The 26,909-nt window shown below is 64.4% G+C and carries 24 protein-coding genes and 1 riboswitch; of the genes, 16 read left to right on the top strand and 8 right to left on the bottom strand.

The window, feature by feature from the left end:
* Positions 1-68 precede the first annotated feature (68 nt).
* The 3 genes from AC5XE7_RS03180 to AC5XE7_RS03170 form a co-directional block, all read right to left on the bottom strand.
* Positions 69-2,399 carry a TonB-dependent receptor domain-containing protein gene (locus tag AC5XE7_RS03180; RefSeq protein ID WP_495364755.1) on the bottom strand — a complete coding sequence of 777 codons (2,331 nt, stop codon included), beginning with the start codon at positions 2,397-2,399 and terminating at the stop codon, positions 69-71.
* 96 nt (positions 2,400-2,495) lie between these two features.
* Positions 2,496-2,692: riboswitch (cobalamin riboswitch) on the bottom strand.
* Between the two features lie 329 nt (positions 2,693-3,021).
* A complete protein-coding gene (locus AC5XE7_RS03175; RefSeq protein ID WP_495364754.1) occupies positions 3,022-3,759 on the bottom strand; it encodes an enoyl-CoA hydratase/isomerase family protein in 738 nt (245 codons plus the stop codon).
* A gap of 48 nt (positions 3,760-3,807) precedes the next feature.
* The gene (locus AC5XE7_RS03170) at positions 3,808-4,401 is read right to left on the bottom strand and encodes an acetate--CoA ligase family protein (RefSeq protein ID WP_495364942.1); all 594 of its coding nucleotides are present in this window, start codon (positions 4,399-4,401) and stop codon (positions 3,808-3,810) included.
* Between the two features lie 8 nt (positions 4,402-4,409).
* Between AC5XE7_RS03170 and AC5XE7_RS03165 the strand changes: the two genes are divergently transcribed.
* From AC5XE7_RS03165 to AC5XE7_RS03155, 3 genes are all read left to right on the top strand, one after another.
* Positions 4,410-5,216: an ABC transporter ATP-binding protein gene (locus AC5XE7_RS03165; protein ID WP_495364753.1), complete on the top strand. Its 807-nt coding sequence runs from the start codon at positions 4,410-4,412 to the stop codon at positions 5,214-5,216.
* A gap of 274 nt (positions 5,217-5,490) precedes the next feature.
* Positions 5,491-6,405, top strand: coding sequence for a polyphosphate kinase 2 (gene ppk2 / locus AC5XE7_RS03160; RefSeq protein WP_495364752.1), 915 nt, complete (start codon positions 5,491-5,493; stop codon positions 6,403-6,405).
* Between the two features lie 146 nt (positions 6,406-6,551).
* Entirely contained in the window at positions 6,552-7,997 is a 1,446-nt protein-coding gene (locus AC5XE7_RS03155) for a CYTH and CHAD domain-containing protein (protein WP_495364750.1), read from the top strand.
* Positions 7,998-8,031: 34 nt separating this feature from the next.
* Here the strand turns inward: AC5XE7_RS03155 and AC5XE7_RS03150 are convergent, their stop codons facing one another.
* Positions 8,032-9,201, bottom strand: a complete 1,170-nt coding sequence (locus tag AC5XE7_RS03150) for an OpgC family protein (RefSeq protein WP_495364749.1) — start codon at positions 9,199-9,201, stop codon at positions 8,032-8,034.
* A gap of 173 nt (positions 9,202-9,374) precedes the next feature.
* Here AC5XE7_RS03150 and AC5XE7_RS03145 point away from each other — a divergent pair, with 173 nt between their 5' ends.
* From AC5XE7_RS03145 to AC5XE7_RS03105, 9 genes are all read left to right on the top strand, one after another.
* Positions 9,375-10,007, top strand: a complete 633-nt coding sequence (locus AC5XE7_RS03145; protein ID WP_495364748.1) for an alpha/beta hydrolase — start codon at positions 9,375-9,377, stop codon at positions 10,005-10,007.
* Between the two features lie 139 nt (positions 10,008-10,146).
* The gene (fabI, locus tag AC5XE7_RS03140; protein ID WP_495364747.1) at positions 10,147-10,911 is read left to right on the top strand and encodes an enoyl-ACP reductase FabI; all 765 of its coding nucleotides are present in this window, start codon (positions 10,147-10,149) and stop codon (positions 10,909-10,911) included.
* Between the two features lie 13 nt (positions 10,912-10,924).
* A complete protein-coding gene (locus tag AC5XE7_RS03135; RefSeq protein ID WP_495364746.1) occupies positions 10,925-13,426 on the top strand; it encodes a DUF3141 domain-containing protein in 2,502 nt (833 codons plus the stop codon).
* Between the two features lies 1 nt (position 13,427).
* Positions 13,428-14,813: a bifunctional enoyl-CoA hydratase/phosphate acetyltransferase gene (locus AC5XE7_RS03130; protein WP_495364745.1), complete on the top strand. Its 1,386-nt coding sequence runs from the start codon at positions 13,428-13,430 to the stop codon at positions 14,811-14,813.
* Positions 14,810-16,012: an acetate/propionate family kinase gene (locus AC5XE7_RS03125; protein ID WP_495364744.1), complete on the top strand. Its 1,203-nt coding sequence runs from the start codon at positions 14,810-14,812 to the stop codon at positions 16,010-16,012. Before AC5XE7_RS03130 ends, AC5XE7_RS03125 begins: the two co-directional genes overlap by 4 nt.
* On the top strand, positions 16,009-16,659 hold the full coding sequence (locus AC5XE7_RS03120; protein ID WP_183832049.1) for a CoA transferase subunit A: 651 nt from the start codon (positions 16,009-16,011) through the stop codon (positions 16,657-16,659). Before AC5XE7_RS03125 ends, AC5XE7_RS03120 begins: the two co-directional genes overlap by 4 nt.
* Positions 16,660-16,670: 11 nt before the next feature.
* A complete protein-coding gene (locus AC5XE7_RS03115; protein WP_183832048.1) occupies positions 16,671-17,324 on the top strand; it encodes a 3-oxoacid CoA-transferase subunit B in 654 nt (217 codons plus the stop codon).
* 29 nt (positions 17,325-17,353) lie between these two features.
* Entirely contained in the window at positions 17,354-18,208 is an 855-nt protein-coding gene (locus AC5XE7_RS03110) for a 3-hydroxybutyryl-CoA dehydrogenase (protein WP_495364743.1), read from the top strand.
* Positions 18,209-18,225: 17 nt separating this feature from the next.
* Positions 18,226-19,080: an alpha/beta fold hydrolase gene (locus tag AC5XE7_RS03105; protein WP_495364742.1), complete on the top strand. Its 855-nt coding sequence runs from the start codon at positions 18,226-18,228 to the stop codon at positions 19,078-19,080.
* Positions 19,081-19,327: 247 nt separating this feature from the next.
* Here the strand turns inward: AC5XE7_RS03105 and msuE are convergent, their stop codons facing one another.
* The 3 genes from msuE to AC5XE7_RS03090 are packed head-to-tail and all read right to left on the bottom strand — an operon-like array spanning position 19,328 to position 21,570.
* On the bottom strand, positions 19,328-19,927 hold the full coding sequence (msuE, locus tag AC5XE7_RS03100) for an FMN reductase (protein ID WP_495364741.1): 600 nt from the start codon (positions 19,925-19,927) through the stop codon (positions 19,328-19,330).
* Between the two features lie 21 nt (positions 19,928-19,948).
* Positions 19,949-20,743, bottom strand: coding sequence for an ABC transporter ATP-binding protein (locus AC5XE7_RS03095; protein ID WP_495364740.1), 795 nt, complete (start codon positions 20,741-20,743; stop codon positions 19,949-19,951).
* A 2-nt stretch (positions 20,744-20,745) separates the two neighbouring features.
* On the bottom strand, positions 20,746-21,570 hold the full coding sequence (locus tag AC5XE7_RS03090) for an ABC transporter permease (RefSeq protein WP_495364739.1): 825 nt from the start codon (positions 21,568-21,570) through the stop codon (positions 20,746-20,748).
* Positions 21,571-21,765: 195 nt separating this feature from the next.
* On the opposite strand from AC5XE7_RS03090, the gene AC5XE7_RS03085 reads away from it, so the two are divergent.
* From AC5XE7_RS03085 to AC5XE7_RS03070, 4 genes are read left to right on the top strand one after another with little or no spacing between them, the layout of a single operon-like run.
* On the top strand, positions 21,766-22,731 hold the full coding sequence (locus AC5XE7_RS03085; protein ID WP_495364738.1) for an ABC transporter substrate-binding protein: 966 nt from the start codon (positions 21,766-21,768) through the stop codon (positions 22,729-22,731).
* Between the two features lie 59 nt (positions 22,732-22,790).
* Positions 22,791-23,912, top strand: a complete 1,122-nt coding sequence (locus AC5XE7_RS03080) for an LLM class flavin-dependent oxidoreductase (RefSeq protein ID WP_495364737.1) — start codon at positions 22,791-22,793, stop codon at positions 23,910-23,912.
* A gap of 35 nt (positions 23,913-23,947) precedes the next feature.
* Positions 23,948-25,168, top strand: coding sequence for an SfnB family sulfur acquisition oxidoreductase (locus AC5XE7_RS03075; protein WP_495364736.1), 1,221 nt, complete (start codon positions 23,948-23,950; stop codon positions 25,166-25,168).
* 9 nt (positions 25,169-25,177) lie between these two features.
* On the top strand, positions 25,178-26,128 hold the full coding sequence (locus AC5XE7_RS03070; RefSeq protein ID WP_495364735.1) for an amidohydrolase family protein: 951 nt from the start codon (positions 25,178-25,180) through the stop codon (positions 26,126-26,128).
* 125 nt (positions 26,129-26,253) lie between these two features.
* Here AC5XE7_RS03070 and AC5XE7_RS03065 read toward each other — a convergent pair whose 3' ends face one another.
* Entirely contained in the window at positions 26,254-26,853 is a 600-nt protein-coding gene (locus AC5XE7_RS03065; RefSeq protein ID WP_495364734.1) for a TetR/AcrR family transcriptional regulator, read from the bottom strand.
* Positions 26,854-26,909 lie beyond the last annotated feature (56 nt).

Below are 26,909 nucleotides of genomic sequence, written 5' to 3'. Positions count from 1 at the left end.
GTTCTCGACATGACCATCGGACAGAGCAGACAAGCCGTCACGCATGACGGCTTGTCTGCTGTTGCTTGCTAGAAACGCAGCGTTGCTCCCAGCTTGAAGGTGCGCCCCGGCGCAACCTGCGCCTCAAGCGGGCGCGCTCCCGCCGTGGCGGCGGAGGCAGGGGTGACATCGTAACCGTAGAGGCTGTTTCGGAAGTAGCGCGTGTCGAACATGTTCTGGATGCCCGCGTTGAGCTCCAGATTGTTGCGCGGCTTCCAGTTCAGATAGGCATCGAACACCGCATAGCCACCCGGCAGGAAGGCGTTCGGGCTGGCGCGGCGGGTCACCGCTGCGCCAAAGGTGCCCAGAACCTCCGCTTCCAGATTCCAGTCGGCGATGAAATGGCGCAGGCCAAGCACCGCCGTCAGCGGCACGGCCCCGTCGAAGGGCGTCTTCTTTCCACCCGCCACTCTTTGCGTGCCATGCTGGTAGGAGATCGCCGCAGATGCCCACCAGTCGGCATGGAACTCATATTCGCCGGCGATCTCGATGCCCCACAGTCTGACATCCTCGACATTGTCATAGGTCCAGACATTGGGCCGCGTGGGATCGAGATTCATCGGCCCGCGAATGAAGTCCTGATAGTCGGCATAGAAGACACCGGCGCTGAAGCTTCCGCGATCGAACAGCCCTCTGAGACCGATCTCGTAGTTCCTGACCGATTCCGGCTTCAGACCGGGATTGGGCAGAACGATGCCGCCGATGAACGGGTCGCTGGCCGAAACGAACATCTGCTGCGACGTCGGCATCTTGAAGCCTTCGCCATAGGAGGCATAGGCTGAATAGCTGTCATCCAGCTCGTAGATCAGGCCGAGCTTCTTGATGAGCCTGGTGTTGCTCGTCACCTCGGGCTCGTTGCCGGGAAGGGGCTTGTATCCCGTGTCCCCGGTGGGATCGATCCTGTAGGTCGCAAAGCGAACGCCGGGCGTGATCCTGAGCCGCCCGTCCAGCAACTCCATCTCATCCTGAATGTAGAAGTCCGCCCGACGGGTCTTCACTTCGGGGAAGTTGTAGCCCTGATTGGTCTGGATCGTCGTCACGCCGGTGTCGGATCGGTGGACGATATTATAGCCGTCATAGGAGGAATCCGTCAGATCGCCGTCGAAACCGTAGATCAGCTTGTGGGCGATGCCGCCGGTGGCGAAACGGCTGGTCAGCTGCACATCCGCCTCAAGGAAGGTTTCGCCATAATTGCGCACGGGCGTGTATGTGTCCGTACGCGTGGCGAAGATGCGTGTCTGCGTGCCCGACGTGTCGCGCTTCTGCGGTGAATAGGACAGCTGCCACTTGATTTCGTCGAGCAGCGGCGTGTTGAGCGTCCATTTGTGCTCCAGCGCCAGACGCGTCCTCTGCATGTCCAGCTCGCGCGGATAGCTGGCGCTGGCATAGCCGCTGGAGGCGGCAAAAGCGTCCCACACCTGATCGACTTCGGTGTGGCGCCTGAAGAACTCCCCGGTCAGCCTGAACTCGTGATCTTCAGGGGTCCAGATCAGCTTGCCGAGCGCGTTCCATGCGTAGGTGTCGGCATCGAACAGCTTGTCACAGCCGAAAGAGGCCGGACGCGGACATCCCCAGATGCCGCCGTCGGCGCGCGCATTCCTCAGCCGCGGCTCATGGGCGGACAGGTGGCCGAAACTCGCCAGCATCTGGAAATCGCCCTGCGAGGCCGCCGCCGTGAACTGCTTGCGGAAGCTGCCGTCGAAGCTGTCATAGGCGCTCTTGATTTCACCCGCCCATGGCTTGTCGGAACCATCCAGCAAATCCTGCGGATCGCGGGTGCGAAACGAAACGACGCCGCCCAGCGCATCCGCCCCCCAAAGCACGGAAGACGGACCGCGAACGATTTCGACCGCCTTCATGTTGAAGGGATCGGCAAAATCGCGGCTGCCGTAGATCGTCTGTTCCTGAACCCGCGCGCCATCGACAAGGATCTGCACACGGTTGCCACCGACGCCCCGGATGCTGAACGAACCGAGCTGGCCATAGGGATTGTTGAGAGAGGTTTCGCGGTCGACGCTCAGACCGGGAAGATAACGCACCATGTCGTCGATATCGCGAACGGCCCTGCTGTCGAGTTGTTCGCCGGTCAGGATGGTGACGTTCTGCGCGACGTTGAACAGTTCGTTCGGGCCGCGCTGGGCAGTGACGGTTATGCGCTCCAGAAGAATGGTTTCTTCGGGCGTCAAAAGAGGAGCCCGCCCCGCTTCAATGTCCTCGGTGCTCTGCTCGGCTCTCGTTTGCCCGAAAGCATTCCCCGAACCTGCCAGAGCGATCGCCGCCACCCCAAGGCCAAGCCATGCGATAAAGCCCGGCCTGCGGCGACCCGTATTGTTTGTGGTAGAATATGTGAAGACAGCCATTGCTCCCCCTCTCTTTAACAACGGGGTTCGCAAGACGGATGCCGCGCCCGGTTTCCTTTACCGAATGCCGCACATTCCAGTGGTCCACCCCGCCCACCGAACTTCCATGGTCAGGCAGGTCTCCTGGCTCACAGGTCATCATGCACCGTCTGTCTTCCCGGGAAAGCCAGTGACTACAGGCGACGGCGCACTCTCTGCTTACAGTTGCGGGGCAGCCCCGGATTTTCACCGGATTCCCTCTTAGCTTTCGCTCTCCGGAGACAACGAAAGAACCATAACCGCGCTCCCGATAACATGGACGCCCGGCAAGTCAATTGCCGCCGGACAGTTAAAGCATACCGCTCGAAAGAGGGAACCGGATTCGAGGCAATAACATTCGTGAAAACAATGGCTTAAAGCAGAATGAGAAAATCCGAAAGATCGCGACACGCTTCAGGTCCGGTCGCCTGCGCCACACCTCGCCGCAACGATGCGCCGGCGGCCGTGCGGGGAGGTTCAGATGGCTGCGGCAGCCGCCGGCAAGATGCCCTGTGACAGACACGGCAATGACGTCGGCCGGCGCTGACACGGCCCCACAGGCAGCCTCTGGGCCTGAAGGCGGCCGGGAAATGGCGGATCGGTTCTATCTGCCGTTGAACACCGGCTTGCGCTTTTCCCGGAACGCCGCAACGCCTTCCTTCAGGTCTGCGCTGGTGCGGACGACGGCAAGGTCGCGCTGGGCACGCGCAAGCTTTTCCGAAGGTGTCTGGATAAGCGTATGATCGACGACGAAGCGCTTCAGCGTCTTCAGCACCAGCGGCGCCATATCTTCCATCTCGCGGGCCATCGCCAGCGCGGCCTCCAGATGCCTGCCGTCTTCCACCACCTCATTGGCAAGCCCGATCTCGCAGGCGCGGCGGCCGGAAACGGTTCGGCCAAGCAGCATGATCTCCATGGCCATCTTATGCGGTATGCGCCCTGCCAGCGTGGCAATCATGCCGCCTGTCAGCCCGACCTTGCCTTCCGGATAGGAAAAACGGGTGTTCTCGGTCACCACGCACAGATCCGCCATTGCGGCCATCACCAGCGCCCCGCCGACGCACCAGCCATGGACAGCGCATATGACCGGCTTTTCCGTGACGATGCCGATCGTTGGTATGCAGCGCCAGAGTTCGGGAATGTCCGAGACATCGGCGCCGGAAGAAAACGCCTTTTCCCCTGCGCCCGTGATGATCGCGACCCGCTGATCCGAGCTGTCAAATTCGGCAAAGCGCCGCTGCATCTCATTCGCCACCTCGGCATTGATGGCATTCATCTTCTCCGGGCGGTTGATGGTGAAGATGGTCGTCCTGCCATCCTGTCTTACGTCCAGTGCTGACATTAAGTCCTCCAGTGCTGTGCATGTCCGGGCCGCTCCGGCCGCCGGATATCAGTTGTCGTCGAGCAGAATGCGGGCGTCGACGGCCACGCAACCCTTTCCGGCCTCTGCAACAAGAAGCGGGTTCACGTCGAGTTCACAGAAGCGGGGGCCGATGTCCGATACGATCCAGCTGATCCGCGACACGGCCTGGGCAGCGGCATCGATGTCGAGTTCCGCGCTGCCCCTGAAGCCCTGCATCAGCTTTGCGATCTGCAGGCTTTCGATCATCGATCGTGCCTTCTTCTCGCAGACAGGGGCCATCGCCACCGCCACATCCCTGAGCAGCTCGACCAGAACGCCGCCGGCGCCGACGATGATCATCGGGCCGAACTGCGGATCGTTGCGGGCGCCCACCAGCAGTTCAACCTTGCCGGTGCGCATTTCCTGAACCAGAAAACCCTCGATACGCGCATCGGGAAGCTTCTGCGCGATGGATGCGCCCATCTGCGTTACAGCCCGCGCCACATCATCAGGCGTTTCGAGGCCGAGCACGACCCCGCCGACGTCCGATTTATGCACGATATCAGGAGAGACCACTTTCACCACGAAGGGGCCATCCAGCAGCGCCGCCGCTTCGCTCGCCTGTTCGGGAGTGCCGACGATCTGGCCGCATGGCTGTCATGGAACACGCAAGACCAGTCCCTGTAAACGCGCCGGCGAACGCGCTCGACGTAAAGAACCTCTGCGTCACCTATGGCTCGGCAAACGTCGTGAACGATGTCAGCTTCTCGGTCGCACACGGAGAATGCCTGGGCCTCATCGGAGAATCCGGCTCCGGCAAGAGCACCATCCTCAAAGCCCTCACCGGAACCGCTCCGGCCGCCGGCATGATGGAAATCCTCGGCATGCCGGCCTCCGCAAGGGCCAGAGACAAGCGGCACACGCGCAGTGTGCAGATGGTCTTTCAGGACCCTTATGCGGCGCTGCATCCTCGCCATTCTGTCGAGCGGATTCTGGAGGAGCCGCTGGCGATACAGGGCATCGGCGACCGCGAGGCGAAGATCCGCGCCAGCCTGGCCTCCGTCGGCCTGCCGCTCGGCTTCCGCTTCCGATATCCGCATCAGCTGTCAGGCGGGCAGCGTCAGCGCGTCGCCATTGCGCGCGCCCTCATTCTCGAACCCGAAGTGCTGCTGCTCGACGAGCCGACTTCGGCGCTTGACGTATCGGTGCAGGCCGAAGTTCTGAACCTGCTTGCAAAGCTCCACCGTGAACGCGGCTTGACGATGTTGTTTGTCGGGCACGATCTCGGGGTGATCGCCCATATGTGCGCCCGCGTCATCGTGCTCAACAAGGGCGAGCTGGTGGAGACCCTGATGCGCGACCAGATCTATTCCGGTCAGGCCACCCAGCCCTACACGCAGCAACTGCTGCGCGCCACGAAGCTGGAGCAGCGTTCCGCAAACCGGAACATCGCGTAGAGCATCCTGCAGCCAGATGGAGACATCCGGCGTCGCATGAATGCGGCCAAACAAAGAGACAGAGCATTTCTGAGAAAAGCAGCAATGCTCCACGTAGCCGCAAGGACCTTTCTCTCCGCAATGCGGCCGCAGCGATGCGGGCGGCCGCAGCCGTCATATGCATGTAACCAGCTGATGATAGTCGGCCCGGAACGGTAGGTGCGAGATTCCGACATCCGGCGCAGGGTGGAGCTTCACGCACGGATCGCGTTCCAATCCGGACCTGGAGAGTTTCATGGATTTCGACAACAGCAGCGCGGTATCCTGGCTAAGAGCCGAGATGGAGGACGCCCTCGACGAGGATTACGAACTCGAACTGTCCGAACCCGCGCTTTCGGCCGAACTGGCGAAGATCTACAAGAAGGCGCACCCCGACTCCCTCAATCGCCAGACCTATTTTCTGGAGCTGATCCGGCTTCAGTCCGAGCTCATCAAGCTGCAGGACTGGGTATCGCACTCCGGGGAGAAGATCGTCGTGCTGTTCGAGGGGCGCGATTCCGCCGGCAAGGGCGGCGTCATCAAGCGCATCACCCAGCGGCTCAACCCGCGCATCGTGCGGGTGGCGGCCCTGCCAGCGCCCAGCGACCGTGAGAAGACGCAGTGGTATTTCCAGCGCTATGTGCCGCACCTCCCCGCCGGCGGCGAGATCGTGCTCTTCGACCGCTCCTGGTACAACAGGGCCGGCGTCGAGCGGGTGATGGGCTTTGCCACGCCGGAACAGGTCGAGGACTTCTTCAACGACGTTCCCGAATTCGAGCGCATGTTGTTGCGCTCGGGCATCCGGCTGGTCAAGTACTGGTTCTCGATCACCGACGAAGAGCAGCAGATGCGTTTCATGATGCGCATCCATGATCCGATGAAGCAGTGGAAGCTGTCGCCGATGGATCTGCAGTCGCGCGTGCGCTGGGAACAGTACACCAAGGCCAAGGAAGAGATGTTCGAGCGCACCAGCATTCCCGAAGCGCCCTGGTACATCGTGGAAGGCAATGACAAGAAGCGGGCACGGCTGAACTGCATCGATCATCTGCTCAACCAGATCCCCTATCAGCCGGTGCCGCACGAGGAGATCAGCCTGCCGGAGCGCGTGTTCAATCCCGAATATGAACGCGCCACGCTGCCGGGCGAACTCTACGTTCCGCAGAAGTACTGAACAGGGGGGCGGGGTCAGAGCCGGGAGGACGACGCCTGTTGACGCCCTGCCCCGGGCGCTGTCCATAATGCGGCAGTTCCGCTTGGGGGGCGCCAACAGTGCCTGTCGTCCGGGCTATATCGCAAGTCAAGCAAGGCGCAGCTCGCATGATGCCGGAAACTGAACTCAAGCTCGAACTGACGCCGGACGATGCCGACGATTTACTGGCCTGCAATCCGTTCGCACAGGAGGCATCCCTGCTGCGGCAGCGGGCCATCTACTTCGACACGCCCCGCAACGACCTCGCAGCGGCCGGCTTCACGCTCAGGGTCAGGGAGGCGAACGGCGCGCGTATCCAGACGGTGAAGGCCGGAGGTCCGGCGGCTGGCATGTTTGTTCGCCGGGAGTGGGAGCGGTCCGTACCGGATGATCGGCCGGTCTTCGATGACACCCTGCCGTTCGTCTCCATGCTGGGCGCGAAGGTGCAGGACATTCGCCCGGTTTTCGAAGTCCATGTCGGGCGCATGATCTGGAACGTCGTTCAGGATGACGCGACGATCGAGGTCGCGCTGGATCGCGGCGAGGTCATGGCCGGGGACCGCCGTTCCTCGCTGTGCGAGATCGAGCTTGAGCTTAAAAAGGGGAACCCGGCGGCGCTGTTTGCCCTTGCCCGGCGGCTGGGAGATCTGGTGCCACTGCGGCCGGGGGTCCTCAACAAGGCCGCGCGCGGCTACAGGCTGCTTGCCGAGGCGCCGCGGGCGATAAAGGCCGAAGCCGTGATGCTGCACGCCGGGATGAGCGCCGAGGATGCCTTCCAGGAGATCGCCGCATCCTGCCTGCGTCATTTCCTCCTGAACGAGCCGCTGCTGTCGCCCGGCAATCCCGAAGCGCTGCATCAGGCGCGCGTGGCCCTGCGCCGTCTGCGCTCGGCATTGTCGATTTACAGGGAGATGCTGGAGGATAGCCGGTTCGCCCGTTTGCGGGACGAGTTGCGCTGGCTGGCCGGCAGTACGGGCGACGCCCGCGATCTCGACGTGCTGGCTGCACGCGGTGCCGAAGACGGGTTGCGCGCCCGGATCGAGGTGGCGCGGACCAGCGCTTATGAGCGGGCCATGGAGGCCCTGAACTCACCGCGCGCACGGCTGCTGATGCTTGATCTTGTCGAATGGCTGGCGTTCGGCGGATGGCGGACCACGGAAGCCGCCGCGGCAATCCGCGCGCAACCGGTGCGCGACTTCGCGGCCTCCGCGCTCGACCGGTTTCGCCGCAAGGTCAAAAAGGGCGGCAGGGACCTTGCCGAACTTGACGACGAGACGCGGCATGAAGTGCGCAAGGATGCCAAGAAGCTGCGCTATGCGGCCGGCTTCTTCGGCTCCCTGTTCGACACCCGCCGCCAGCAGCGCCGCTTTCGGCGTTTCGTCGACGCTCTGGAGGTGATGCAGGACCGGCTGGGCACCCTGAACGACCTTGCCGTCCTGCCCCGGCTGCTGGAACGGCTGGACCTTGCGCCTGACGAGGTGGCCGGCATGCTGACCTCAACCGGAAAAGAAAGCCTGACCGAAGCGGCGGAAGCCCACGATGCGTTCGTCGATGCAAAGCGCTTCTGGCGATAGCTCTTCGGGATCGACGGGAAGAAAGAACTAGTCCCTACGCGCCATGCCCCGCAAGTACCCGTCCTGCGCTCAGGGCCGGGGCTCTGTGCCGGACCGGTGTATCGCTTCTGGCGGCGGCTTTCACCCTGTCGACCCAGTCGAGATAATATGCCAGCCCGAACTGGGCCGCGATGCCGATCACGAGCAGGCAAAGGTCGTAGCCGACGCCGCCGGCATGGACCATGCGCAGCATCTGCGCGGCCAGCGCCAGCACGGTCCCGGCGATGAAAACCGCCAGTGAACGGCGGCCAAGGACGGCCAGAGGATTGTCGGCCCGGAACCGCACGCGAACCGCCGAACACAGGGCAAGCACAAGATAGGTCACCGCCAGAATATGCAGCAGGCGCGCCAGCGACAGATAGGTCTTGTCGAAGCCGCCGAGGACCGGCGAAAGGCCGAACCATGTCACCTGACCCCACAGGGGCGAGTGAACCCACGCCAGCGCCGCGATCACATAGGCGCCTGCCAGTGCAACGCCCCAGCGACTGACGGGAAATGCACCCGTCCTGCGCACATGGATCGCGCCGGTGATGCCGATCGCGAACAGAAACTGCCACGACAGCGGATTGAGAAACCACTGGCCGGCTTCCGGATAATTGCGCGGCGCGATCTGCCACAGGCCGGCAGCCAGCCACAGCACGCCGCAGGCACCGAGCGTCGTGCCCGGCCAGCGCAGCGCGCCATGGATGATCAGCGGCGCCGCCAGCAAAAGCAGCGCATAGACGGGCAGGATATTGTTGTAGCCGATCTGATGGCCGAGCGTGATGATGCCGATCATCGCCTCCGGCGTTCGCTCCATCACCGGCCCGATATTGATCTGCGAAAGAAGTTCGGGGCGCTTTGCGTACACTGCGCCGAGGCAGAAAAGCGCGATGCCGGCCATGGTGACGACAATATGGGACACATAGAGCACGCCTGCCCGCCGCCACATTCTCAGCGTCAGAGTGGCGCGCTGCCCGGGCACGAATCGCGTTCCATAGGCAAGCGCGATCGAAATGCCGGACACCAGCATGAAGATCTCGGTCGCGTCCGAGAAACCGAAATTCTTGTAGGTAAAGCGCTCCAGAATGTTGCCGGGAACGTGGTTGATGAAGATGGTCAGCAAAGCCAGCGCCCGCACCATGTCTATGCGCGCATCCCTGTGCGCCGTCATGCCAGTCTTCATGAGCTGTCCTTCCGATATGTTCGACGGCGCTATGCCACACTGCTTGCAGGCATCCATGACAAACCGGAGAAATCGGACCTAAAACAGGACCGGCATCGTTCAACTTTGGACAGCCTTGAAAACATTTCGTTTTGAAGCCGGCAAACCCGCCGAAGCCCACGCAGGACCGTCACATGCCGAGAACCTCGGAACTTCATGAAGAGCTTGCCTTCGGCTACCGGCTGCATGAACCGGACGCGCCGGACGGTTCATGGGTCATTCTTCTCCATGGCTCCGGCACGGACGAGACGGTGCTTGTGCCCTTCGCCGCGCAGGTTTTTCCGCAGGCGCGGCTGATGGCTGTGCGCGGACGCATCGTGCAGGAGGAAAGCCGGCGCTGGTTTACCCGCCTCACGCCGGTCGCGTTCGATCAGCACAGCATCCGCAGCGAGGCGCAGGCTTTCGCGCGCTTCCTTGTGCAGGCGGGCCGCGAACATGGGTTCGACCCTGCCGATGCGGTGTTTCTGGGCTATTCCAACGGCGCCAATCTGTTGTCCAGCCTGCTGTTCCTGCACCCGGGGCTGGTCCGCCGGGCCGTGCTGATGCGCGCCATGCCGGTGCTGGACGCACCGCCGCCGGCCGATCTTTCCGCCGTGTCGGCGCTGGTGCTTTCGGGCAGGAGGGACACGACCTACGGCCCCTATGCCGCGCCGCTGGCGCAGCAGCTGCGCCGCGCCGGCGCGCGGGTCGAAGCTCACGCGGTCGACTGCGGCCATGAGTTTTCCGAGCCGGACGCAGCGCTCATCCGCAACTGGCTGAAGCCGTGACCGCGGCCGGGTAAGCCTCGCGCATGCAAGGCGCAGCCGCCCGCAGCCCCGGCGGAGAAAATGTCAGCAAACCATTATCGCTCCGTCATCAAAAGGAATCGCAAGAGTGCCTGAATAGTGATGAAACCGGAGGGGCATCGTGTTTTCACTCGAAGGCCGCAAGGCGCTCATCGTCGGCATAGCGAACCGTGAATCGATTGCGTGGGGCTGCGCCCGGGCCCTTCGCGCGCAGGGCGCCGATCTCGCCGTGACATGGCTGAACGAGAAGGCTGAAAAGTTCGTCCGGCCCCTCGCCGAAGAGCTGGAAGCCGAAATTCTCATGCCGCTCGACGTGACGGTGCCGGGCTCTGACGAGGCGGTCTTCGCGGAAATCGCCGGACGGTGGGGGCGGCTCGACATCCTGCTGCATTCCATCGCCTTCGCGCCGAAGGCCGACCTTCACGGGCGGGTGGTGGATTGCTCGGCCGAGGGTTTCAGTCTGGCGATGGACATTTCGGTCCATTCCTTCCTGCGCATGATCCGGCTGGCGGAACCGTTGATGGAGGGGGGCGGATGCTGCCTTTCCGTCTCCTTCCTCGGCTCGCGGCGGGTGGTGGAGCACTACAATGTCATGGGGCCTGTCAAGGCGGCGCTGGAAAGCGCCACCCGCTATGCCGCCGCCGAACTCGGCGGCAAAGGCATTCGCGTCCATGCCCTGTCGCCCGGACCGCTGGCAACCCGCGCCGCATCCGGCATCGACCATTTCGACGCGCTCCTCGATCAGGCCGCCACCCGCGCACCGACACGCCGGCTGGCCACCGTCGACGATGTCGGCGCGATGGCCGTCTATCTCGCCTCGGACGAGGCCCGCAACCTGACCGGCGGTGTCCATGACATCGACGGCGGCTTCTCGATTGTCGCCTGAAGGATCAATCACCATGGCAAGCGTCTTCGAAATATTCGACCCGAAGCTTCAGCCCGGCGTTCCCCGCGCCCAGAGCGATGCGCTCCACATCATGGAGGCCGGCATGGCCAGCGCGCGCGCCGAGGTCGGCGCCGCCTCGCAAACCGGAGAAATCCAGACCATGGCGGCCGCCAGCCATGCGCACCGCATCCTTGAAAGCCACTCGGCCCGCACCCGCCGCCTGATGGAAGCCGGCGCCGACCTGATCTCCGGGCTGCACAGGTCGCAGGCGCAGCACGGCCTGATCGGCAGCCTGCTCGAATATCAGCGGGATGCGGCTGAACGCGCCGTGCTGACCGCCGACACGCTGCGCAAGCGCGGCGACATCTTTCTGGAGCACGAGGCGGCCGATTGCCCGCCGGTGCTGATCTACGACTACGAAGTGGTGATGGACGGGCGCGACCTGCCCTATCCCAGCAACTACATGCTGCTGAAGATCCTGCCGCCCGAAGGCGTCGTCATCGACGATACCCGCCGCCCCTACATCATCATCGACCCGCGCGCCGGCCATGGCCCCGGCATCGGCGGCTTCAAGTCCGACAGCCAGGTGGGTGTTGCACTGCGCGAGAGCCATCCGGTCTATTTCGTCGCCTTCCGCTCGCGCCCGGAGCCCGGCCAGTATCTGTCCTACGTCACCCGCGCCGAGGCCGCCTTCGTGCGCGAGGTGATGCGCCGCCATCCGCAGGCGTCGAACCCGGTCGTCACCGGCAACTGTCAGGGCGGCTGGGCCACCCTGCTGCTGGCCGCCACCAACACCGACCTGACCGGCCCCATCGTCGTCAACGGCGCGCCGGTCGCGCCATGGTCGGGCCGCGTGGGCGAGAACCCGATGCGCTACAATGCCGGCGTGCTCGGCGGAACGTGGATACCCATGATGCTGTCGGATCTCGGCGGCGGCATCTTCGACGGCGCGCATCTGGTGCTGAATTTCGAGCTGCTCAATCCGGGCCGCACCCTGTTCCGCAAATACACCGATCTCTATCGCGACATCGACAAGGGCGACCGGACCTTCCTCGAATTCGAGAAGTGGTGGGGCGGCTTCTTCATGCTGACCGAGCCGGAAATCCGCTGGATCGTCGAGCAGCTTTTCGTCGGCAACCGGCTGGCGAAGAACGAGGCCCGGCTGGAGCCCGGCCGCCCGGTCGACCTGAAGGCGATCCGCGCCCCGATCATCGTCTTCGCCAGCCATGGCGACAACATCACCCCGCCGCAGCAGGCGCTGAACTGGATCGCCGAGACCTATGCCGATGTGCAGGAAATCCGCATCCGCGGCCAGCGCATCGTCTACATGGTCCACGATCAGGTCGGGCATCTGGGAATCTTCGTGTCCTCGCAGATCGCGCGCAAGGAACATGCCGAGGTGACCTCGACGCTGAAGACCATCGAAGCGCTGGCCCCCGGCCTCTACGAAATGCGCATCGAGGACATCGAGGAGCGCGACGGCCGCAAGCATTTCACCGTCGGCTTCGCCGAACGCACGCTGGACGACATCCGCGCGCTGGACGACGGCTTTGCCGACGAGCAGCCCTTCGCGGCGGTGGCCCGCGCCTCCGAGGTGCAGGCGCAGGTCTATGACACGCTGCTGCGCCCCTTCGTGCGGGCGACGGTGACGGGAACCAGCGCCGAGCTGTCGCGCGCACTGCATCCCAAGCGGCTGGAGCGGGCGCTGGCCTCGTCCAAGAACCCGCTGATGGAGGCGGTTTCCGGCATGGCCGCCAATGTGCGGGAAAACCGCACCAGAGCGGCGGCGGACAATCCCTTCCTCGCCATGGAAGCGCTGTGGGTGGAGGGCGTCGAGCAGATGATCGACTTCACCCGCGACACCCGCGACATGCTCTATGAGCTGACCTTCTTCAACGTCTGGTCGAACCCGTGGATGCGCGTCTTCGGCCGCACGCACGAGGCGCGCCGCACGCTGAAGAACACCGACGAGCTGCGCGGCCTGCCGGAAGTCGCGGCGGCGCTGCACAACATCGAGCGCGGCGGTTTTCCGGAAGCGGTGATCCGCATGCTGGTGCTGCTGGCCGAAAACCGCAAGGGCGTGCGCCGCGACCGGCTGGAGCGATCCTCGAAAATCCTGACGCAGGACGAGCCGTTCCGCTCGCTGGGGGCGGAGCGCCGGGCGCTGATCATCCACGAACAGACGCTGATCGCCACCTACGAGCCGGATCTGGCCATCCGCACCCTGCCCGCGCTGCTCCCCGATCCCGCCGAGCGCGAGCTGGCGCTGCGCGTGGTGCGTTACGTGCCCGGTTCCACGGAAGAGATGCTGCCCGAAACCATCCAGCTTCTGCAAAGGTTCCACGAGGTGCTGGGGCTGCCGCATTTCCTTGGCGACATGCCGGACGACCCGCTGGAGGAAGCACAGGTGCAGGAAGAGCAGGCCGCAGCGGCGGCCGCCAATGCCGAGATCGCCCATGCGGCGGCCGTGGCGCGGCGGCAAAGGGCAACCGCCCGGACGAAGTCGGAGAGCTGACATGCATCTCGTCAACCGCACCTTCGCCGAACTCAGCGTCGGCGAGACGGCAGAACTGCGCCGCCTCGTCACCCCGGACGACCTCTACGTCTTCGCCGCGGCTTCCGGCAATTACAATCCCATGCACCTGCCATCGGCCGATGTGGACGGCGATGGCCGGCCCGAAAACATCGCCCCCGGCATGTTCGTGGCCTCGCTGATCTCGGCCGTCCTCGGCACGCTGCTGCCCGGTCCCGGCACGCTCTATCTGCGGCAGGTGACCGATTTCCACGACCGCGCCCGCGCCGGCGACGAGCTTCTGTGCCGGGTGCGGATGGTGGAGAAATCCGAAGACGGCACGGTCACGCTGGATACCGAGGTGACGCGGCCCGCCGATGGCGCGCTGATCGTATCGGGCACGGCGCGGGTGCTGGCCCCGCAGGAGAAATACGATCGCGACGACATCGAGGTTCCGGGCCTGCTCGTGCAGCGCCATCGCCATTTCGAAGCGCTGGTCGAGCGGGCGAAGGCGCTGGCCCCGCTGCCGGTGGCGGTCGTCTGCCCCGATGACGGCAATTCGCTGGGCGGCGCGCTGCGGGCGGCGAAGGAAGGGCTGATCGCTCCCCTGCTCGTCGGCGACGAGACGGCGATCCGCGAGGCAGGCGCCGCACTCGGTTCCGATCTTTCCGGCTTCGAGATCATCGGCATGTCCGGTGATCAGGCTGCCGCCGCCGCGGCCTGCCGGCTCGTCCACGAAGGCCGCGCCGGAGCGGTGATGAAGGGCCACCTCCACACCGACGACCTGCTCAAGCCCATGCTCGACAAGGCCGGCGGGCTGCGGGTCGGGCGCCGCTTCACCCATGTCTTCGTCATGGATGTGCCGGGCCGGCCGGAGCCGGTCATGGTGACGGATGCCGCGATCAACATCGCACCCGACCTCGCCACCAAGGTCGACATCACCCAGAACGCCATCGATCTCGCGCTTTCGCTGGGCATCGAGCCGCGCGTCGGCGTGCTGTCGGCGGTGGAGACGGTCAATCCCGCCATCCAGTCCTCCATCGATGCCGCGCTGCTGTCCAAGATGGCCGAGCGCGGGCAGATTTCGGGCGGGCTGGTCGACGGTCCGCTGGCCATGGACAATGCGGTCGACCTGTCGGCCGCGCGCACCAAGGGGCTGAAGGGCGGCGTCGCCGGCCATGCCAACATTCTGGTGGTGCCGGGCATCGATGCCGGCAACATGCTCGCCAAGCAACTGTCCTTCGTCAGCCATGCCGAGGGCGCGGGGCTGGTTCTGGGCGCAAGGGTTCCGGTCATCCTGAACTCACGCTCCGACAGTCCGATGTCGCGGCTGGCGTCCTGCGCGGTCGCTTCGCTGCATCACGCATTCGCAGGGGAACGCAACCGATGACGTCCGCAGACCGCAACACCGGCATTCTGGCGCTCAATGCGGGATCGTCCTCGCTGAAGGTCGCGCTGTTCCCCGCAGAGGGCGACGAGCCGCTGGTGACCGGGCAGGCCGACCGCATCGGGCCGGAAGGCACGCTGAAGCTGAAGGATGCATCGGGCGCCGGACTAACCGTGGCCGGGGGCGACCTCACCAGCCACGCGGGCGCGCTGGCGGCCGTCATCGCCACCGTCAAGCGGGCCTTTCCCGGCCTGCGCATGGCCGCTATCGGCCACCGCGTGGTGCATGGCGGGCTCGACTATGCCGAACCGGTCACGGTGACGGAGGCGGTGCTGGCGAAGCTTGCCGATCTGGAGCCCTTCGCGCCGCTTCACCAGCCCCACAACATCGCCGGCATCCGGGCGGCGATGACGGCGTTTCCGGGCGTGCCGCAGGTCGCCTGCTTCGACACCGCCTTCCACCGCGGCCAGCCCTTCGTCAACGACACCTTCGCCATCCCGCACCGCTATTACGAGAAAGGCGTGCGCCGCTATGGCTTCCACGGGCTCAGCTACGATTACGTGACGAGCGAGCTGGAGCGCATCGCGCCGCATCTGATGGCGGGGCGCGTGGTGGTGGCGCATCTGGGTAACGGGGCTTCCATGTGCGCCATCTACAAGGGCCGCTCCGTAGCCTCGTCGATGGGCTTTTCGGCGCTGGACGGCCTGCCGATGGGCACGCGCTGCGGCCAGATCGATCCGGGCGTGCTGCTCTACATGCTCGACCGGGAACATCTCGATACGGCGCAGATCCGGCAGATCCTCTACAATGAATCCGGGCTTCTGGGCCTGTCCGGCGGGCTGTCGAACGACATGCGCACGCTGGAGCAGGCCGACAGCGCGCAGTCCCACCGGGCCATCGACTATTTCGTCTTCCGCGTGCAGCGCGAGCTTGGCGCGATGGCGGCGGTGATGGGCGGTATTGACGCGCTTGTCTTCTGTGGCGGCATAGGTGAAAACTCGCGTGTCATCCGTCGTCGCGTGTGCGAACGTCTCGGCTGGATGGGAATAGAGATCGACCACGGCCGAAACGCCGCCAACGCGACTGTTCTGTCTTCCGAATTTTCGCGGACCACGGTGATGATCGTGACAACGCGTGAGGATCTGGTCATTGCCCGGGCAGCCCGTGCCGCCGCTGGCATCAATGAGGGGGTTGCGGCATGAAGAGCACATTGAGGGCGGAGGCTGCCGCCGCCCTGATACCCGACGGTGCGAGCCTGCTGATCGGCGGCTTCATGGGCGTCGGCACACCGGAGCGTCTGGTCGACGCCCTCGTCGCCCGCAATGCCCGCGATCTCACCGTCATCGCCAATGACACCGCCCTGCCCGGACGCGGCATCGGCAAGCTGATCAGCGCCGGCGCGGTCAGCCGTGTTGTCGCCTCCCATATCGGGCTCAATCCCGAAACGCAGGCGAAGATGATCTCCGGCGAGATCGATTGCGAACTCGTGCCGCAGGGCACGCTGATCGAGCGCATCCGCGCGGGCGGCATGGGGCTCGGCGGCATCCTCACCCCGACCGGCCTCGGCACCGAGGTCGAGGACGGCAAGCAGACCATAGAGGTCGAAGGCAGGACCTTCCTCGTCGAAACGCCGATCAGGGCGGATTTCGCGCTGATCGGCGCCTGGCAGGCCGATTACGTGGGCAATCTGTTCTATCTGCTGACGGCGCGAAACTTCAATCCGGTGATGGCGCTGGCGGGGCGCACGGTGATTGCCGAACCGGATTCGATCGTACCTGTCGGCGTGATCGCGCCCGATGCGGTGCATACGCCCGGCGCGCTCGTCGATCATCTTCTGGTTCACCGCTGAGGGAGGCACTGATGGACGCCAAGGAACTGATTGCCCGGCGCGTGGCGCTGGAAATTAGGCCCGGCACGCTGGTCAATCTCGGCATCGGCCTGCCCAGCCTTGTGGCCAATTACGTGCCCGCCGATGCCGGCGTGTATTTCCAGGCGGAAAACGGCATCATCGGGCTCGGCGCCCGCCCGCCCGAGGGAATGGAGCATGCCGACCTGACCGACGCCGGCGGCGGCTACGTCAGCGCCGTGCCGGGCGCGGCCACCATCGACAGCGCCATGAGCTTCGGCCTGATCCGGGGCGGCCATCTGGACGTCACGGTTCTGGGCGGCCTACAGGTGGATGAAGCCGGCCACCTCGCCAACTGGAAGGTGCCGGGCAAGATGGTGCCGGGCATGGGCGGGGCGATGGATCTGGTGACGGGTGCTGCCCGCGTCGTCGTCGCCATGCAGCATGCGGCCAAGGGCGTCTCCAAGATCGTGCCGGAATGCACGCTGCCGCTGACATCGGCGCGCCGCGTCGATCTGGTCATCACCGAACTGGCGGTGATCGAGCCCACCGAAGACGGCCTGCTCCTGCGCGAGCATGCGCCGGGCGTATCGGTGGACGACATACGCGCGGCCACCGCCGCAACCCTGATCGTCGCCGACGATCTGGCCGAAATGCGCTTTGCCTGAGCGCTTCCCATCCTGAAAGCGGAGAGATCATGAAAATAGAGAAGATCGGCGTGATCGGCGCCGGCACCATGGGCAACGGCATCGCGCAATGTTTTGCCGTGGCGGGTTTTGCGGTGGTGATGCAGGACCTGTCCGCAGCCGCGCTCGAACGCGGGCGCGCCGCCATCGAAACCAGCCTTGCCCGGCAGGTGAAGAAGGGCGCGCTGACGGAGGCGGAAGCCGCCGATGCCCTGTCGCGGATCACCACCGCGACGGACCTCACCGCCATGGCCGACCGCGACCTCGTGGTCGAGGCGATCGTGGAGCGGCTGGAGGTCAAGACGCAGGTGCTGAAGCAGCTCGATGCGATCTGCGGCGCGCAGACCATTCTTGCTTCCAACACCTCCTCGATCTCGCTGACCCAGATCGCGGCCGCCTCGGCCCATCCGGGCCGCGTCATCGGCATGCACTTCTTCAATCCCGTGGCGATGATGCAGCTGATCGAGATCATCCGCGCGCTGCAGACCACCGACGAGGTGGCACAGGCCGTCACCGAAGTCGCCCGCGCCATCGGCAAGAGCCCGCACGCCTCCAGCGACAGCTATGGCTTCGTCGTCAACCGCCTGCTCGTCCCCTTCATCAACGAGGCGATCAACTGCGTCCATGAAGGCGTCGCCACGCCGCAGGATGTCGACGCCATGATGAAGCTCGGCGCCAATCACCCGATGGGACCGCTGGCGCTGGGCGACCTCATCGGGCTGGACGTGGTGCTGAACATCATGGAAACTCTCTGTCAGGGGTTCGACGATCCGAAGTACCGGCCAAGCCCGCTGCTGAAGCAGATGGTCCATGCCGGCTGGCTGGGCCGCAAGACCGGCAAGGGGTTCTTCGACTATCCGGGCTGAAGAGGAGCGGCCGGACCATGACAAGGGGAAGCTTCCGCGCGGAAGACGGCACGCAGCTTGCCTATAGCGACGAGGGCAGCGGCCTGCCCGTGCTGTGCCTTGCCGGACTGACGCGGGACGGTCGCGACTTCGACTATCTGGCACGCCATATCAGGGACAGCGTGCGCCTGATCCGGCTGGACAGCCGCGGGCGCGGCGCTTCCGGGCGGGCCGATCCCGAAACCTATACCGTCGCGCAGGAAGCGCAGGATGCCCTGGCGCTTCTCGATCATCTGGGCATCGCGCGGGCGGCAATCATCGGCTCGTCGCGCGGCGGGCTGCTGGCCATGGTGATGGCCGCCATCGCGCCCTCCCGCATAGCCGGCATCTGCTTCAACGATGTCGGGCCTGCTCTGGAAAAAGAAGGGCTGGCGCGGATCGGCACCTATCTGGGCGTGAAGCCTGCCGTTCGCACGCTGGAGGAGGTGGTCGACCGCAGCCCGGCCGCCAATCCCGGCTTCCGCAACATTCCCGCCCTCAGATGGGAGGAAGAGACGGTCCGCCACTTCATCCAGACCGAAGACGGCCTCGACCTGCCCTACGATCCCGCCCTGCGCATCGGCTTCGACCGGGCGATGACCGGGCCGCTGGCCGACGCCTGGCCCCTGTTCGAGGGATGTGCGGGAATGCCGCTGGCGCTGATCCGCGGCGCGAATTCGGACTTGCTGACGCTGGAGACCGCGCGCGAAATGCAGCGCCGCAGCCCCGGCCTGATCCGAGCCGAAGTGCCGGATCGCGGCCATATTCCATTTCTCGATGAGCCGGAAGCGCTGGAGGCCATCCACATGTGGCTGGCGAAATGCGCAGCAGCGCAGGAGAAAGACCCCGCCTGACAAGGCATCGACAGGGTCGGGGAGCGCGCAAAATGCAGCACGGACATGGTGCTGCTTTCCGCTCACCACACCGGGCTGCCCCTGAAGCGTGTCGCGATCTTTCAGATGAGCTGCTGGCGCTTCAGGTCCCTGTTCTGGCCGCATTCATGCGAGGCCGGATGTCTCCATCCGGCTGCAAAATGCTCTATCTCTTTGTTTTAGCCGCATTTATGCGACGCCAGATGTTTCCATCCGGCTGCAAAATGCTCTAGGCAGCCGTGGCGCTTTTCGCGGTCACTTCCTCCGGCGCCGGCTCCTGCCTGCCGCTATAGGCGAAAAGCAGGTGGGCAAGCTGGTTGCCGGCCTGCTCGATGCGTTCGCGAACCGTCAGATCGATGACCTTGCCGTGGAGGAATTCATTGTCGCTGGCATAGACGGAGGTGGGCACCGTCAGGGCCGAGAAGAAACCGAAAAGCGGGCGCAGCTGGTGCTCCACGACAAGGCCATGTCTGTGACCGCCACCCGTGGCCCCGACGACGACGGGCTTGTTGGCGAGCCCCTCCGGCGAAACGAAATCGAACAGGTGCTTGAACAGCCCCGCATAGGACCCCTTGTAGACCGGAGAGACGGCAATGAGGGCATCCGCACTTTCGACGGCTTCGATCACCGCCAGCGCCTCCTCTGAAAGCGCATCACGCGTGAAGGCCGCACCGAGGCCCGGGCCGGCATCGATCAGATCGTAGCTCGTGACAACGACGTCGATCTTCTGGCTGGCAACCTGCGCCACCGCTTCACCGAGCGCCAGCGACCTTGAAGGCCGCCGCGTGCTGCCGGAGAGAACCACGATATGGGGAATTCTGTCACTCATGATGGAAACCTTCGTTCTGCGTTATTCTGCTGCGACGGCAACTTCGAGGGGGTGGGTCTGGCGGGGTTGTTTCGGAGGCTGTGCTGCAGCCGCGAAACCGTCTTCTTCGCTGACGCCCAGCCCTTCCAGCAGTTCACGCCTCAGACCGATGAAACCGGCATCCGCCCGGTTGCGGGGACGGTTCAGGCCAACATCGAAGGTTCTGGCGATCCGCCCCGCCTCCACCAGCAGGATGCGATCTGCCAGCAGAAGGGCTTCATCCACGTCATGGGTGACGAAAAGCGTCGTCAGCCGGTGCTGTTCGACCAGCGCCGCCACCTGCTGCTGCATCTTCAGGCGCGTCAGCGCATCAAGCGCGGCGAAGGGCTCGTCCAGCAGCAGCAGCTTCGGCGTTCGCACCAGAGCGCGCGCGATGGCGACACGCTGCGCCTCGCCGCCGGAAAGCGTCAGCGGCCAGGCATCGGCGCGGGCCAGCAGATTGACCTCATCCAGCGCCGCCAGGGCGCGACGGCGCAGTTCCGCCCGGTTGCCGCGCAGGCCGAGCACGACATTTTCCCAGACAAGCTTCCATGGCAGCAGGCGCGGATCCTGAAACACGATCGAGCGGTTTTCCTCGATCCGTATTTCGCCCTCGGCGCCGCGATCGAGCCCGGCGATGATCTTGAGCAATGTGGATTTCCCGCAACCGCTGGCGCCCACGATAACGAGGAATTCACCTTCGCCGATCTCAAGATCGATGTCGGACAGAACCCTGCGGGTCCCGAAGGTGCGGCTGACATTTCTGAGCGCGACACCCGAAGAGGCGAGGTTTGGCATGATCAGGCTCCCTGGAACGACCGCTGCCAGCGCAGCGCCCGGGTTTCGATGAGACGAACGATGGCATCGGCGAGAATGCCGATAAGGGCGTAGACGGCCAGCACCATCATGATGACGGAGGTCTGGGCCAGCTCGCTTGCCTTGATGATCAGCCACCCGAGGCCCGAGGTGGCGTTGATCTGCTCGGCGATCACCAGCACCAGCCAGGCGATGCCGAGCGAATAGCGCAGGCCCACCAGCGCATTCGGCAGGGCCGCCGGCAGGATGATGTCGCGGATCAGTTCCCAACGGTTGAGGCCATAGCTGCGGCCAAGCTCGATCAGCCGTTCCTCAACGCCGCGTATTCCCTTGAAGACGTTGAGATAGATCGGAAAGAAGGTGCCGAGCGCCACCAGCAATATGCGCGGCGTTTCCCCCAGTCCGAACCACAGGATGAACAAGGGCACCAGCCCCAGAAAGGGCAGCGTGCGGATGGCCTGAATGGTGGAATCCAGCGCGTCCTCGCCAAGCCGGGACAGCCCTGCGACAAGGCCCGCCAGCAGGCCGAGCGAGCCGCCCAGCGCAAGGCCGAGAAAGGCGCGCACCAGGGAAATCCAGAGGCTGTCGAAGAGCTGCCCGTTGACGGCCAGCTTCCACAGGGCCGCGATGATATCGACCGGAGACGAGCTGAAGCGCCGGTTGATGATGCCGTAGCTGGCAAGAACCTGCCAGATCACCAGAAGAGACACCGGCACGATCAGGCGGCGCACGAAGCGCGGCACCTGCCATGTGCCGGCGGCACCTTGATCGGCGGCCGATGATGAGGTGGAAACAGTTGCGAGGGACATGCGGCTCACGTTCATTGAATGATGCCGGCAAGCCTAAGGGGGTCTGCGCCATGCCTGAAGGGCGGCTGGCCTTTCCTTTCACCGCTTTAGTAGAGTATTTTTATAGACATTAGGTTTTTTTGGAAAACCAGTGCCTCCCAAGCCCGCGCACTGCCGTGGCTTAATCCGGCTCCAAATCACACGGAGCAGATTTCCATGAGACTTCCCAGGCTGCTGAGCAGCGCCACCGCCGCTGTCGTTCTTGCCCTGTCGCTTTCCCTTCCGGTGCCGGCATCCGCCGACGATGCGAAGACGCTTCGCGTCGGAACCATCAATCTTTTCGGCGTTGCATCCACCTTCGAGCAGGCGGGCCATGACAAGGCCGGCGACATAACGTTCCAGATCATTCCCTTCACGTCGGGGGTCGTGGGTCTCATTGCCGCAATCAATGCGGGCGAGATCGACGTTGCCGAAATGGGCGAGGTTGGCCCCGTGGTGGCGCAGTCGGCCGATGTCGAGGCACAGATCATCGCGGCAACGGAGCCATGGCGCATCGGAGAAGCGCTGGTCGTTGCCGGCGACTCCCCCATCCGCACGCTGGAGGATCTGAAGGGCAAGAAGATTTCCTATGCGCGCGCCACCAACGGCCAGTGGGTCGTCAACAAGGCGCTCCAGAAGGCCGGTCTCGACATCACCGATGTCGAATCCGTGTTCCTGCCCGCGGGAACCAACACGCTTTCCGTGCTTGAGGCCGGCCAGATCGATGTTGCGGTGGCGATCGATGCCACCTTGTCGGCCTATGAGGCGCAGGGCGCGCGCCGTCTCGTCAATGCCGGCGATGTCGATGTCGACAACGCCCTGTTCTTCATCGCCTCCAACAAGGCGATCGCGGAGAAAAAGGAAGCCATCGGCGCCTTCGTCAACCAGCTCGGCAAGCATCTGGCATGGGCCAGCGAGAACCAGGAAAAGCATGCCGGCTTCGTGGCGGAACTGCTCGGGATCGAGCCGGAAGTCACGCTCTCCGTCGAGCGCAACCGGCCAAAGAAGCTGCAGGAGATCCGGCCGGAGCTGATCCCCAGCAATCAGGCAATCGCCGATGAGCTGTTTCGCCAGAAAGTGATCGAAAAAGAGATCAAGGTCGATTCCAGCTTCAACTACGAATTCAACAAATACATCCCGTGACAGGCGCCGTCGCGGATGGGAGCCCCCGTCCGCGACCGCTGTCCCTATGGAGAACACAGATGTCCGGTTCCAGTACATTTTCGCGGCGGCCTGTGCAGAGCGGCCATCCGCTGCGCTTCGGCATATGGGCCCCGTATCGCGGCCAGTGGGTCGTCGGCGAGAATGACCATCTCGTTGCCGACTTCGACTTCAATCGCGAGGTCATCCAGAGTGCGGAGCGGGTCGGCTTCGACACCGTCCTGATCGCCCAGCACACCATCAATCCGATCGACCAGGCCGAGGAAATACTCGAAGCGTGGACGGCAGCGGCGGCGGCGGCTGCCCTTACCGAACGCATCGAGATCATCGCGGCGATCAAGCCAAGGCTCTACCATCCCGCTGTTCTCGCCAAGATGGCGCTCGGCATCGAGGACATCAGCCATGGCCGCTTTGCCATCAACTTCGTCAACGCATGGTTCAAACCGGAACTGGAACGCTCCGGCATCGGCTTTCCCGAGCATGACGAGCGCTATGCCTATGGCGGCGAATGGCTGCGCATCGTCCGGGCGCTGATCGCAGGCGAAGAGGTAACTGCCGACGGGCCCAACTTCAGGCTCGACCGCTTCCGGCTGTCGCCACGCTCGCGTTACCGCGACCGTCCCGTCATCTATGCCGGCGGCGAATCCGAGCCCGGCCTGAAACTGGTCGATGAACTGGCCGATCACTGGCTGATCAACGGCCGCCCGCTGGAGGATGTGGTGCCGCTGGTCGACAACATCCTGTCGCGGCGCGCGCCCGGCCGGCCACCGCTCGGCATCGGCGTCACCGGCTTCGTTCTGGCGCGCGAGACCGATGCGGAGGCGGAGGCCGAGGTCCAGCGACTGCTGGACATTCAGGAACCGTTCTTCGCCGCCCGGCGCGAAAAGATGAAAGGCAATATCGACGAGAAGGCCGAGGCGCTGAAGGTCGGTTTCAAATATCCCGACAAGCCCATGATCGGCGCCAATGGCGGGACGCTCCCCGGCTTCGTCGGCAGCTACGACACCGTGGCGAAGCGCCTCGCCGAATTCCACGGCATCGGCATCTCGACCTTCATGCTCTCCTTCTTCCCGCTGATCGCCGAGCAGGAACGCTTTGCCGAACACGTCATTCCAAGGGCCCGCGCGCTGGTGGCGAGCCAGGCGCTTGCCAGAGCCAGCTGAAGACTGCCAGCCCCTTTCAGGAACAGGAGATTTCGTTGACATCCACAACAGCCGTGCGGGCCGTCGCGCCTGCCGACACATCCGTCCACATCGTCCGCTCCGATGCCGAGGCGCTGGAGATCGTAACCCGCCTTGCGGCGGAGTTCCGCAAGGGCGCGCAGGCGCGCGACCAGAACCGCATCCTGCCAGCTGAGGAGATCGGGGAGCTTACCCGCAACGGCATCTTCGGGGTCGCCGTACCGAAGGAATTCGGCGGCGCCGGGGTTTCCGCCCGCACCATCGCCGATATCTTCAGGATTCTCTCCGATGCCGATCCCAGCATCGGCCAGATCCCCCAGAACCATTTCTGCTGGCTGCCTCTGTTCTCCAACGGCACGCCGGAACAGGAAGCCTTCTTCTATGGCCGCATCCTTGCCGGCGACCGGATCGGCAATGCCCATTCGGAGGACACCCGCAAGCGGCCCGGCGATTACGAGCACCAGCTCACCCGCGTGTCCGGCGGATGGCGCATCACCGGACGCAAATATTACTCGACCGGCGCGATATTCGCCCAGTGGATCCCCTTCATCGGTCAGGACGAGCAGAACAACCAGCTGATGTTCTTCGTCGATGCATCCAGCGACGGCGTGACCGTGGTGGACGACTGGCGCGGCATGGGCCAGCGCACCACGGCCAGCGGCACCACCATTTTCGACGACGTGTTCGTGCCCGACGCCAATGTCTTTCCCTTCGCCTCGGACAAGCCCGGCAATCGCGGGCGGATGCTGCTCGCGAGCCTCATCCATGCGGCCATCGATCAGGGCATCGCCGAAGCGACGCTGGCCGACGCCCGGCACTACATTCTCAACCACAACCGCCCGTGGATCGACAATCCGTATGACGAGCACGCGAAGGAGCCCTTCGTCATCAAGGAATTCGGCGAGCTGGCCGTCGCCATACGCACGGCCGGCCTGTCGTTGCGGCATGCGGCCGATCTGGTCGACATCGCGCATTCCACCCGCACGGAAAACGATGTGCTGGAAGCACGGCTGGCCATCGCCGATGCCCGGCTGAACTGCGGCGCCGCCGCCACGAAGGTTGCCGACGAGTTCTTCCTTTTGACCGGCGCGCGCGCAACCCTCGACAAATACGGTCTCGACCGCCACTGGCGCAACGCCCGCACCCATTCGCTGCACGACCCCTTCCGCTGGAAGCTCTACCACCTCGGAAATTATCACCTGAACGGCGTGGTGCCCGGCCCGCGCACTTACATCTGAGATCGTCACATGGCCCAACGTCATCCCGTCATCGACTTTCACACGCACTACCTGCCGCCGGGTTTCACCATCGGCGCCATCGGGCAGGGATCACCGCAGAACCGGGCCCGCTGGGAAGCGATCGCCAGCCGCATTTCAGACCGGCAGGCCCTGCTCGAAGACATTGAATCCGGGGATCTCGCCGGCCGGGTCGTCAACAGCCCGACGGCCCTTCTGGAAGGAGGAACGGCACCGCTTGCCGATGGCATTCACGAAAGGCTGAACGAGGGACTGGCCGAACTGGTCTCAGCCCATCCGGGCAGGCTCTATGGTCTGGCCAGCGTCGACACGTTCGGCGGTGAAGCAGGCGCCCGCCAGCTCGAACACGCCGTGCGCCAGCTCGGCCTGCAAGGCGTGTTCGTCGACAGCGCCAAAGGCGATCTGCTGCTTGACGCGCCACAGGCACGCCCCGTGCTGGAGGCCGCGGCAGGGCTGGGCGTTCCCGTGTTCGTCCATCCCGTCAATCCGCCCGGGCTGACGGCGCAGCTTGCCAGATATCCGCGTCTCGGCATCCTGCAGGCGCGCGGCACCATCAACGGCGCCAGCCTGATCGCCCTGATCGAAGGCGGCGTGCTGGAAGCGCTGCCGCGCCTCAATGTCGTGGTGACGGCGCTGGCGGTCGGCGGCATCCTGTTGTCCTCGACATTCGACAAGGGTGAAGAGGGACGCCTCAGGGCCCGCGAACTGCTGAAGCGCCAGGTCTATGCCGAAACCATGGGGCTGGATGCGGTGCTGTTGCGCGCCCTTGCCGATACGCTGGGGCCGGACCACCTCGTTGCCGGCAGCGACTGGCCGATCGTCAGCACCGGCCCGATCGCAGGCCGCCTGTTCGCGGCGCTGGATGAAGCCGGCTTCACCGATGACGAGAGCGCAAAAATCGCCTCCCGAACCGTTCTGAAACTGCTGAAGGCGCAGGTCTGACTCCCGCCCCTCGTGCTTATCGATGGATACAGGGAGAGACGCGCGCGATCACATGGCCTGAAACGCGTCCTGAGAGGGCCCGGTCGCTCCCGGCGCCCTGAGGGCGGCCGGCATCAGGTATCGGTTCAGGTTTGCAGAAGGCTTTGGCCGAAGAACAGGCCGTACATCTCGACGGAACAGTCCCGGATCCTGAGCTTCTCGGACTGGTCCGCCGCATAATGGATCTGCATGGCTGCATAGGCGCGCATGCCAAGAATCTGGTAGATAAGACAGTGCAGCTGCTGGTCGTCGAAGCGCCGTATCCGGTTTTCAGCCATGGCCCGCCGGAACGTGCCGAGATAGCCGTTGACGATATTGTCCATGTGCTCCCGTTGGGCTTCCGGGGCGAATATTTCCGCCTCGTAGAGAATACGGTAGAAACCCTCGTTCTCGATCACGTAGTTGAGGAACGCCTCGAAGCGGACGATCTCACGCTGGATGCCCGGAGGGGCCGTGCGCGCTATCTGTTCGATCTTCTCGCGCATCCGCAGCCCTTCATAAGGCAGAAGCGCGTTGAACAGAGCCTTCCGGTCTTCGAAATAGTTGTAGAAAGTGCCATGGGCCACACCGGCCAGATCGGCGATTTTGGCCACTGAAGCATCCGAATATCCCTCAGCTGCGACGACCGCGCAGCCGGCATTGAGCAGACTGTCCAGCGTCGCGCGGGCCTTTTCTTCCCGGCTCATGCGCCGACGGGGTGCTCTGCGGATACCGGCTGAAGGACTTTCGACAGACACTCCAG

The organism is Aquamicrobium sp. YD-1-mutant5 (assembly GCF_059509755.1).
Note: the sequence above shows the minus strand (reverse complement) of the source record. Positions and strands in the feature narration are given on the sequence as shown.